An 11,443-nucleotide genomic window follows, 5' to 3' on the forward strand; every position below is an offset into this window, starting at 1 on the left:
GTGTAATCTCTTAAATCAATACCTACTAATAAATCTAAGTTTTCAGTTAAAGAGTTTTTGTAAGTAGATAAGAAACCAAACCACTCGTGGTTATTTACAGAAGCTCTTAAGTAAGACTCAGATCCAAAACCTTGGCGACCATTTTCACGGTTAATCTCTACAATGTTGTCTAAGTCTACTGGTTGATCAAAACCACCTAATCTTGTGTTAAATAGATCTGTGTTACCAGCAGTACCACCACCACCACCTTTACCCCAAGAGGCGTAAACAGCAGAAGATAAGATTGATTTATCATCAATATTCCAATAGTGGTTTAATGAAGTTTGAGATTTGTGGTAGAAGTTGTCTTCTATATGAGTAACTTGACCGTTTTTGTAACCCCAATCTGGGTTAAATCTAATACCACTTTCAGCATTTCTGTAAGTGTCAATAGAACTTCTATTTTGACGTTGACCGTGAGTTTGTGGTGCGCCAAAAGAAGTTAAAGATAATTTGTGGTTATCATTAATCTGCTTAGAGATGTTTACAAAATAGTTAAAACCATTAAATTGTGTACCGTCAACATAACCTTCACCAGTTGTTTTAGAAGCAGATACTGTAGCAGCAAATCCGTTATCCATTAAACCAGTAGATAAAGTAGCGCCATACTTTTGGTATCCGTCGTTACCAACACCACCAATAATGCTTCCACCTTTTTCTACGTCTGTAGTTTTAGATAAAATGTTTATAGTACCACCAATAGAAGGTACAGCTACTTTAGAAGCACCTAAACCTCTTTGTACCTGCATAGAAGAAGTAACGTCTGATAATCCAGCCCAGTTACTCCAGTATACTTTACCGTTTTCCATATCATTAACAGGAACCCCGTTAATCATTACAGCAACATTCTCAGAGTCAAAACCTCTAAGGTTAATTCTACCGTCACCAAAGCCACCACCAGATTTAGTAGCGTATACACCAGGTGTAGATTTTAATACTTCAGGAAATTCTTGCGTTCCTAATTTTAGCTCAATGTCAGCAGCTTTAATTGTAGAAACAGCAACCGGAGTTTTTCTGTCTACAGCTACAGAAGCTACAATAACAACTTCTTCTAAAGCTTCTGCATCTGGCATCAACGTAATGTTACCTACATTTCCAACAGCGCTAAAGCTTACTTCTTTGGTAATGTATCCAATATAAGATACAACCAATACACCAGAGTTACTTGGGGCAGTAATAGTAAAGTTACCGTCAAAATCGGCAGCCATACCATTTGTAGTTCCTTTTACAACTACACTTGCTCCTGGTAGAGGTCCTCCTAAATCACCATCCAATATTTTACCAGTGATGGTTCCTTGAGAAAATGCGAATGCCGTACATAATAACATAACGACAAAAACGAAGTAATTTTTTTTCATTTTTCTTTTGTTCTTTAGTTTTTTTATTAACGGCACAAAAGTGTATAATTTATACTACTTGTACGTTAACAGAATGTTAAATCAGTTAACGCAAAAATAACATAAATTTATGTTAAAATGGCGTTGATAAACAATAAGTTATCAACGCCATTTTAATAATTTTAGTAAGATATTTCTATTGTTTAATCCCTTTTAGGATTTGCAATGTAGATGCATCGTGATTTTCGTTTTTGTCAGAATTTATGTCTTTTAGTATGGTGCTGGCTAATTGTTTTCCTAGTTCAACACCCCATTGATCATAGCTGAAAATATTCCAAATTATACCTTGAACAAATATTTTATGTTCGTAAAGAGCTATCAATTTTCCTAAACTTTTTGGCGTCAATTTGTCAATTAACAATGTAGTAGTTGGTTTATTTCCTTCAAAAACTTTAAAAGGGAGTAATTTTTCTATTTCTTCATTATTTAATCCTTTCTCTTTTAGTTCGGAAAGTACTTCTTCTTCAGTTTTTCCATTTAAAAGAGCTTCTGTTTGTGCTATAAAATTAGCCATTAACTTGTTCTGGTGGTCTTTATCGCCAAATAATGATTCTTTAAAGCCTATGAACTCCGCAGGTATTATTTTAGTTCCTTGGTGAATTAGTTGAAAAAATGCGTGTTGAGAGTTTGTTCCTGGCTCTCCCCATATAATTGTTCCTGTTTGGTAAGTAACTTTGTCCCCGTTACGATCTACACTTTTTCCATTACTTTCCATTATACCTTGTTGCAAATAAGCAGAAAATCTACTTAGGTATTGAGAATAAGGAATTATAGCTTCGGTCTCTGCATTATAAAAATTGTTGTACCATATAGTTAGTAGGGCAGAAATAACTGGAATGTTCTCTGAAAACTCTGTGTTTTTAAAATGTTCATCCATTTCATTAGCGCCCATTAGAAGACTATCAAAATTAGAGAACCCTACAGAAAGAGCTATACTTAAGCCAACTGCGCTCCATAAAGAAAAACGTCCTCCAACCCAATCCCACATAGGAAATACATTGTTGGCGTCTATGCCAAATTCTGCAATTTTTGCAGCGTTAGTAGATACTGCTGCAAAATGAAGTGCAATATCACTTTCTTTGGTTTTAAATTCTGGATTTAAAAACCATTTTTTTATAGTTGTAGCGTTGCTAAGTGTTTCTTGTGTGGTAAATGTTTTAGATACAACAACAAATAAAGTTGTTTCAGGATCTAGTTCTTTTAGTATTTGATGTACGTGGTCACCATCTACATTGCTTACAAAGTGCATTTTTAAATGGTTTTTGTAAAACTTTAAAGATTCTACAACCATTGCAGGTCCAAGATCTGAGCCACCAATACCAATATTTACAACATCTGTAAATGCTTTACCTGTGTACCCTTTGCTATTACCAGATATAATACTCTCTGTATAGTTTTTAATTTTTTCCTTAACCTCGTAAATTTCTGGTATTACATTTTTACCGTCTACTAAAACAGAGTCAGATTCTTTTGCGCGTAATGCAGTGTGTAAAACGGCTCTTCCTTCTGTTTGGTTTATTGGTTCTCCTTTAAAGTAGCTTTTAATAGCGTCTTTTAAGTTCACTTGGTCTGCTAATTCTAATAAGTGTTTAACAGTTTCATCTGTAACTCTGTTTTTAGAATAATCAAACAAGAAATCCTTGTCTTTAATGGTTAATTTGTTAGCACGATTTTCATCGTCCTTAAACAAATCTTTAACCTTAAGATTTTTAGTGTTATTGTAGTTTTCTTGTAATTTTTGCCAAGCGGCAGTTGTAGTAGGGTTGGTGTTCTGTAATGCCATTATTATGGATTAATTATGTTTTCTTCTTTATCTTCTTCTTGGGTAATTATTTTTTTAGGAAAAACAATTTTGTCTAACTGAGTCATTTTTGGCTTTATATGCGCCAAGTATCCTGTTTTTAAACTATCTGCAATAGCTTCTGCTGTTGGTAGTTTTTCTTTTAAAGGATCCACTTGTCTCCCGTTTTTCCAAAATCTATAACAAACGTGTGGGCCACCACTGTTACCTGTCATACCTACCCATCCAATTACATCACCTTGTAATACATAATCACCTTTTTTAACATTTTGGTTTTTCATATGTAGGTATTGAGTGCTATAGGTTCCGTTATGCTTAATTTTTACAAATTTTCCATTACCACCTCGTCTTGTAGACTCTACAACAGTACCGTTGGCTGTGGCAATAATAGGAGTTCCAATTGCAGCTGCATAATCTGTTCCTTTGTGTGGTCTAACTTTGTAGCCATAGTATTTAATTCTTCTAGTTAAGTTGTATCTAGAAGAAATTCTGTAGTTAAACTTAATAGGGGCTTTTAAAAATGCTCTTCTTAAGTTGTTTGCTTCATGATCATAATAATCTGCAATTTGCTTTAGAGAATCTGTTACATATTCAAAAGCGTAAAACGGTTTTCCGTTGTGCTCAAAATATGCAGCTTCTATAGGTTCTGCACCAGCATAGATAGTGTCGTTTATGTATCGTTCTTTATATATAACTTTAAATTTATCTCCCTTTTGTAGTCTAAAGAAATCTATAGACCAAGCATATATTTCTGATAAATTATTGGTTACATTATAATCTATACCTTGGGCTAAAATAGCCTCAGACAAAGAAGTACTAATTATGCCAGAGGCTTCACGCTCTACATAAGTAACTTTTTTCTTTTTTTTGTACACATTTACAGAATCTCGTAAATCTACTACGGTATAGTTTATACGATCGTTTTCATAAATAAAATATTGAGCAGTTTCTGTGGTGTCTTTAGATTTTAATATAACGTAAGGTTTACCAACTCTAATACGGCGTACATCAAAACTATCTTTATATTCTTCAGATATTTTAAAAATTTTAGGATAGTCTACCTTGTTATTGGTCATTAATTCACCAAAACTGTCTCCACTTCTAATTGTATCTTGTAAAACTGTAAAGTCATCTAAATTAAAACCATACTCCATAGCAACTACTGGTTTTTCTATGGTGATTACTTCCGGAAGATTATCATGGTCTTTAACCTTGCTGTCCTTGCAAGAAATAAATATAGATATTGTTAAAAGTGAAAGAAAGAATTTTTGCATTATTTAGATTTTTCGGGGTTAAAGATATGGTCTATCCACTCTTTTCCCCAATTATTTAACTCTTCTTTTGTATATAAATATGGAAAAAACACAACATTTTGAAAACTTGGTGGTAAATATTGTTTCCAATTAGTACCTCCTGTAGCATCAATTGCTTCTTTATCTTTGGCTAAATACCTGTAAGCAGAACCCATATGCATTAACGGCCAATTAACGTTTGCATTTATATCTAATGCTTTTAAAGCTTTAATTAATTCTGGGTTTTCTTGACTTTCTTTAGGAAGTGCAAGGTATTTATGATAAATAGTATTGTCTTTAACTTGATTTGCAATACGTATTAAGCGTGGTGTGTACCTGTACTCAAACTGTTTAAGAGTTAATGTTTTTTCGCCTGTATCTTTATCTGTAGCTCCGTTTTTCCAGTAAATTTCTTCGTATAATTCTTCAATACTGTTTTCTGATGAAAAATTTGCTCTTTTAGTTTTATGAACTAGATTTTCTAAAGGGGCAGAGTACAGCTCTATCATTCTGTATTGTGCAGATTGAAAACCACTTGCTGGCAATAAGGCCATCCTGTATTTTAAAAACTGTTCTCTATCCATACCATTTATCATAATGCTAAATGAAGATATAAGAACCTTGTAGTAACTGTTTATTCTATTGGCTTTTTCTATAAAGAAATCTACATTTTGAGATTTATCGTCTACAATTTGTTTTTGTTCATGTAAAATAAGCTTAAAGTACAACTCTGTAATTTGGTGGTACATTATAAAAATTTCCTCATCAGGAAAATGTGTTCTTGGTATTTGTAAGCTTAATAGCGTGTCTAGATGAATGTAATCCCAATATGTTAAATATTTCTCATAAAGTAAACCATCTAGGTAAGAACTTAGATCTTGTCCTGATCCTTTGTATTTTTCTTCTAATTTTAATATTTGAGACGCTATCTTTTCTTTATTGTCCATTAAGTGTTAATCCATTATTATTTTAAACTGATGCTTTAGTCCTGCATACCCATCTAGGTCTGCTTTAAGAGAGCCAACAGCTAAGTCTGCTTTTATTCTAATAGGAATTTTATTTTCGTCATTAGAAACCCAAAGCGATAAACTTTCTTGTTCTTTAAAAACACGTCCGGACTCTACATAGGGTCTAAATTTATGACATTCTACTTTACCGTATTTAGTTTTTAAAGTTTCTTTTCCTAAATATTTAAGCTTAAACTTAAAAATGCCATCATCGTCGTATAATAAATTAAGTGTAATGGTTTCATTTTTTACTAATTCATCTGCGTTATAATTGTTTCTTACATAATAAAATGCAGATATTAAATCTTGTATGTTATCTTCTATTTTAAAGTCTAACTTTCTGTTTTTTTTATGATCATTTAAAACAGCTTTTTTCTTTTTGTGATCAAAATCTATATCTAAATTTAATGTATAGCTTCCTTCGCTAACTTTTCTAACAAATTTATAGGGTTTGCCGTGATTTTTGTCAAAATAACTTTCGTAGGTGTCGTCTACTTTAAAAAAAACACGAGCCAAGCCAGTTGTTCTTCCTTTGCCTATTACGTGGTAAACTGGTATGCCGTTTACTTTATCGTTTTTTATTTGAAGTGTAGCGTAGCTAGCGTTAAAAATTCCATAATGAATTCTAAAGCGTAACCATTCTCCTGCTTTAAACGAGCTGTGCTTGTTTTGAGAATTAGCAGCAAATGTAGCTAGTAATAAGAATAATAAGTATACCTTTTTCATATCGTTGTTGTAAAATTACTAAAATTGAAAACACAATTAGATGTCTTTACAATTATTTAAACAACTTTTGTTCCAAAGTATTGTATAAAAAAAAGCCTAGTCTTAAAACTAGGCTTTTCCTAAATAACCAACCAAACTTTAAATTATGAAAAACCAATACTTAAAGTTAATAAGGGAACCACCCCTTATGCCGTCAAAAGTACTACATTAATTCAGAGTTATAATTGGTTTTAACTTACTTTAACTAAAGTGTTAACACTACTTTAGCTTTTAAATGCAAATATTACTGCATTCATAATAATATAGTGGTTTTGTTAAAGGGTTCCTCTAGATTCTTGCTCTCTTTCTATAGCTTCAAACAAGGCTTTAAAGTTTCCTTTGCCAAAAGATTTTGCTCCTTTTCTTTGTATAATTTCTATAAACATTGTTGGTCTGTCTAAAATAGGCTTTGTAAATATTTGTAATAGGTAGCCTTCTTCATCTTTATCTATTAAAATACCTAGTTCTTTTAATGGTGCTAAATCTTCATCAATTTCACCAACTCTATCTAAAACATCTTCGTAATAAGAGCTAGGAACAGTTAAAAATTCTACTCCACGATCTCTTAACGCAGTTACAGTTTCTATAATGTTATCTGTTGCTAAAGCCATATGTTGTACACCGGCTCCATTATAAAAATCTATATATTCTTCAATCTGAGATTTTTTTCTTCCTTCAGCAGGTTCGTTAATAGGAAATTTTATGCGCCCATTACCGTTACTCATCACTTTACTCATTAAAGCAGTGTATTCTGTAGAAATATCTTTATCATCAAAAGAAACTAATTGTGCAAAGCCCATTACCTTGGCATAAAACTCACACCACTTGTTCATCTCGTTCCAGCCAACATTACCTACCATATGGTCTATAAATTTTAAGCCTACATCTGTTGGTTTGTAATAAGGGTTCCAAGCTTTGTAACCTGGAAGAAAAACACCGTTGTAATTACTTCTTTCTACAAATACATGAACTGTTTCTCCGTATGTATGAATTCCAGAGAAAACAACCTCTCCGTCTTTATCTTCTTCTTTCTTAGGTTCAAAATAACTTTCTGCACCTCGGCTAGTAGTTTCTTTGTAACTTTTAGTTGCATCATCAACCCAAAGAGCAACAGTTTTTACACCGTCTCCGTGTGCATCAATATGTTTGTTTATGTCTCCTCCAGAATTTAAAGGTGAAGTTAATACCAATCTAATTTTACCTTGTTCTATTACATAGGACACACGATCTTTTAGTCCGGTTTCTAAGCCAGCGTATGCAAGTGGCTGAAAACCCCATGCAGACATATAATAATGAGCAGCTTGTTTTGCGTTACCTACATAAAGCTCCACATAATCAGTACCTAATAATGGTAAAAAATCTTCTGCTTCTAAGTTTTCTTTTGGTAATTTAAGTGATGTATTGTCTAATGTTGACATAATATTTTGTTTTAAAATTTATATAATTTTGATATGATAAAGTTCTTATTTCTGTTGTAGAGATAAGTTATTAAGTGAAAAACACTTGTTTCACCACATAGCCCGGAGGTGGGCGGTAATATCAATTCTAAATAATAACATAAAACAGTTTTGTTTTTACAAATATCGTAAAAATAGGTAAAGTTTGTGCCTTGTGATTGTTAATTGATGATTTAAAACCAATATCCAATGCTAAAAAACAATCTTCCTTTGTTTTTCTCTGGAGACCAGGAGTAAACAGCTTGTATTGGGCCTAAAAAAGATTCAAGACCGTAGCCAATTCCGTATCCCGTGTGCTCTGGTAGTTGAAACCATTCTGCTTTTCTGTAAATGTCATCATTTATGTTGGCAAAGTTTGCTGATAAAAGTAAATGATTTTTTGGGCTAAATTCATAATCTAGCTTTGTAAGCCCCTTTATATAACTGTTTCCGGTTAGGCTAATAAAATCATAGCCTAAAAAAGAAATATAGCCATCTCCTAAGTCGTTACCGTAACCGCCCATTATAAAATCTAATGACCTTACGTTGGAGTTACCTAGTTTAAAGCCTGCGCCGGCTTCTAGGTTTAAAGACAAATTGTGAGTTAACTCAAAAGCAGCACCCATAGTTCCTTGTGCTATAGAAAACTCTTTAAAGTTGTTGTTGTAGTCTGATGAAAACATATAAAAATGCAAATCACCATTAAAATAAAGACCTTTGCTAGGGAAGTATTTGTCGTTATATGTGTCTAGTTTTAATTTAGCAAACGTGCTAAAGTAATTGCTCTTTTCAAATATGGTTCTAGAGTCTTCATTATTATTTGCGTTGTCTTCTTGTAGTGTGCGAGTAGTGTATTTTAAAAACCGATGTTCTGCTCCTAAGCTAAATGCAAATTCTTCGTTCCAAACAGTTTGTATATATGCTTGGTTAGTAAGGTTTGTAGCGCTTATATTTATATTATTTATTCCTGTATCTGGCCCTGGGAAATTAGATTTAATAATGTCGTAATCTATTTCGTAATTATAGTCGTTATAGGTAGAGTTTAGTCCAAAACTCCAATAAAATCCTTTGTCAAGGTAATATTGCATTTTGTACCTAATATTGTCGCCCAGTATAAAATCAAAAGAGCCAACATCATCTTGTAAAAAAATATTCTTTTTTGTTAAGTTTATTATGGCTGCACTTTTATAAATATCGTCATAATGCGCGCCCATTTTAATAAACATCTTGTCTTTGTTTTCTTTTATTTTTAAAGTCAAAACAAGTTCATCTTCCTCGGAGTCTATAGAGGGTCTGGAGTCTAGTGTATAGCGTATTGTTTTAAAATTATTAGTAGCTGCAAGGTTGTTTATGCCTTGTTGTAGTTTTGCAAAGGGTACTGTTTTGTCTAAATCTAACCTTAGCTTACCTTTAATATACGCTCTGGTGTAGTCTTGGTGGCCAGAGATTATTAGCCTGTTAATAGTTATAGAGTCGTGTGGTTTTATGTTGTTGTGTTTTTTTGTGTCTATGCCACGTTGTAAAGCGATATTTTTTAATTGGTTGATTTTTGTTCTTGCAGCAGTCTCACCAGATTCTATAATTTCTTTGCCAAGAGCAAAATCTATAACCGAGTATTTCCCTATTTCTGGTTTTATAAGCACATCTGTTAGCTTGGCTTTAGCCTTCATGTCGTTAACAGTTCTGTAGTTGTTAATTTGTAGTAAAACCTCTGTGCCAGAGCCAAGGTTGTCTCTGCTAGACAAACTGTCTTGTACATCTATACCAATAATTATATCTGCACCTAATTTTTTTAGTTTGTTAATAGGGTAATTGTTTACTACACCGCCATCTATTAAAATTTTATCATTTATTTCGGCAGGTTCAAATAAAGACGGGAATGTGCCACTTGCCATAATGGCTTCGGGTAAATAACCTTTATTTAGTAAAATTTCTTGTCCGGTTTCTACATCTGTTGCAATGCAAAAAAAAGGAATTGGTAATTTACTAAAGTCATCTGTGTCTTTAACGTGGTACAGTAATTTAACCAGTAGGTTGTATATGTTTTGTCCGCTAGATATAGCAGACGGAAAGGAAACTTTAAATTTATTAAATGGCAAGCTTAGTGCGTACCGTTCTGCATCTTCCTTGTCATAAAAAGTTTTTGCTCCTCTTGGTAAGTTGTCCTGTATTAAAAGATTTACGTCTATACTATTAAAAATAGAGTCCAGTTCGTTAGCAGAATATCCAGAAGCGTATAAGGCGCCAATAATTGCTCCCATACTTGTGCCTCCAATATAGTCAATTTTAACACCAGCTTCTTCAATAACTTTTAATGCTCCAATATGTGCTAATCCTTTTGCGCCACCACCACTTAGCACTAGGCCAACTTTTACGCTGTCTTTTGCTACTTTATTTTGCGTAAAACCAATACCGCAAATTAAAAGTGTGATTATAGTAAGTACTAGTTTCTTCATTTTTTAATGAAAGGTGTTATATATTTTTTGAGCTTTAGACATACCTACAATTTCGGCAAGTTTTTCTATGCTAGCTTCTTTTATTCTTTTTACAGATTTAAATGACTTTAAAAGATCTGTTGCAGTTTTTTCTCCAACTCCATCTATACTTTCTAGTTCAGAGTTTATGGCTGCATTACTTCGTTTTGTTCTGTGAAAAGTAATTCCAAATCTATGCGCCTCATTACGTAGTTGTTGTACTATTTTAAGGCTTTCAGATTTTTTATCTAAATATAAGGGAATTGAATCTCCAGGGAAATAAATTTCTTCTAATCTTTTTGCAATACCAATAATAGCTATTTTTCCTCTTAACCCTAAAACATCTAAACTTTTAAGAGCAGAAGATAGTTGTCCTTTACCACCATCTATTACAATTAACTGTGGTAAGGATTGTTCTTCTTCTAGTAGTCTTTTGTAGCGCCTAAACACTACTTCTTCCATAGACGCAAAATCATCTGGGCCAACAACAGTTTTTATGTTGTAGTGTCTATATTCTTTTTTTGCTGGTTTTCCGTTTTTAAATACAACGCAAGCAGCAACTGGGTTGGTTCCTTGTATGTTAGAGTTATCAAAACACTCTATGTGTCTTGGTTCTTCAGATAAGCGTAAATCTTTTTTCATTTGCGCCATAATACGATTTGTATGGCGGTCTGGATCTGTAACTTTTATTTGTTTAAAACGATCCATTCTATAGTACTTAGCATTTCTTTCAGATAATTCTAAAATTCTTTTTTTGTCGCCAAGTTTAGGTATTGTTACCTTTAAGTTGCTATCTACTGTTACAGGAAAAGGCAGGTATATTTCTCTTGATAAAGATTTAAATCTTTGCCTAATTTCTATAATAGCTAATTGAAGCAGCTCTTCATCAGTCTCATTTAGTTTTTTCTTTAATTCTAGAGTGTGAGATCTAATAATTGCACCGTGTGATAGTTGTAAAAAATTTATGTACGCAAAAGTTTCATCAGAAATAATTGAAAAAACATCTACATTATTAATCTTAGGATTAACTATAGTTGTTTTAACTTGGTAATTCTCTAAAACTTCTATTTTTTCTTTAAAATCCTGTGCCTCTTCAAACCTCATTTCAGAGGCTAGTACTTTCATCTGATTTTTAAAATAGTGTAAAGACGATTTAAAATTGCCTTTTAAAATGTCTTTTATTTCTATAATTTGCCTTTGGTATTCCTCTGCAGATTGGTGACCTTCACAAG

The 11,443-nt window shown here is 32.7% G+C and carries 8 protein-coding genes; all 8 read right to left on the reverse strand.

Features of this window, described 5'->3' with window-relative positions; genetic code table 11:
* Nucleotides 1-1,397, reverse strand: a 1,397-nt coding sequence (locus tag ABJD66_RS08535) for a carboxypeptidase-like regulatory domain-containing protein (protein WP_348130422.1), incomplete at its 3' end; no start/stop codon positions are given.
* A 175-nt stretch (nt 1,398-1,572) separates the two neighbouring features.
* Nucleotides 1,573-3,219 carry a glucose-6-phosphate isomerase gene (gene pgi / locus ABJD66_RS08540; RefSeq protein WP_348130425.1) on the reverse strand — a complete coding sequence of 549 codons (1,647 nt, stop codon included), beginning with the start codon at nt 3,217-3,219 and terminating at the stop codon, nt 1,573-1,575.
* 2 nt (nt 3,220-3,221) lie between these two features.
* Nucleotides 3,222-4,511 (reverse strand): peptidoglycan DD-metalloendopeptidase family protein, encoded by a 1,290-nt coding sequence (locus ABJD66_RS08545; RefSeq protein WP_100894634.1) that lies wholly within the window; start codon nt 4,509-4,511, stop codon nt 3,222-3,224.
* The gene (locus tag ABJD66_RS08550; RefSeq protein ID WP_100894635.1) at nt 4,511-5,476 is read right to left on the reverse strand and encodes a tryptophan 2,3-dioxygenase family protein; all 966 of its coding nucleotides are present in this window, start codon (nt 5,474-5,476) and stop codon (nt 4,511-4,513) included. Before ABJD66_RS08550 ends, ABJD66_RS08545 begins: the two co-directional genes overlap by 1 nt.
* 6 nt (nt 5,477-5,482) lie before the next feature.
* Nucleotides 5,483-6,262 carry a DUF3108 domain-containing protein gene (locus tag ABJD66_RS08555; RefSeq protein ID WP_100894636.1) on the reverse strand — a complete coding sequence of 260 codons (780 nt, stop codon included), beginning with the start codon at nt 6,260-6,262 and terminating at the stop codon, nt 5,483-5,485.
* A 314-nt stretch (nt 6,263-6,576) separates the two neighbouring features.
* Nucleotides 6,577-7,719 carry a 4-hydroxyphenylpyruvate dioxygenase gene (gene hppD / locus ABJD66_RS08560; RefSeq protein ID WP_303541976.1) on the reverse strand — a complete coding sequence of 381 codons (1,143 nt, stop codon included), beginning with the start codon at nt 7,717-7,719 and terminating at the stop codon, nt 6,577-6,579.
* 212 nt (nt 7,720-7,931) lie between these two features.
* Nucleotides 7,932-10,193, reverse strand: a complete 2,262-nt coding sequence (locus tag ABJD66_RS08565) for a patatin-like phospholipase family protein (RefSeq protein WP_303541974.1) — start codon at nt 10,191-10,193, stop codon at nt 7,932-7,934.
* 3 nt (nt 10,194-10,196) lie between these two features.
* Nucleotides 10,197-11,443, reverse strand: a 1,247-nt coding sequence (gene uvrC / locus ABJD66_RS08570; protein ID WP_348130432.1) for an excinuclease ABC subunit UvrC, incomplete at its 5' end; no start/stop codon positions are given.

This window comes from Cellulophaga sp., from assembly GCF_039943695.1.
Taxonomy (GTDB): Bacteria; Bacteroidota; Bacteroidia; order Flavobacteriales; family Flavobacteriaceae; genus Cellulophaga.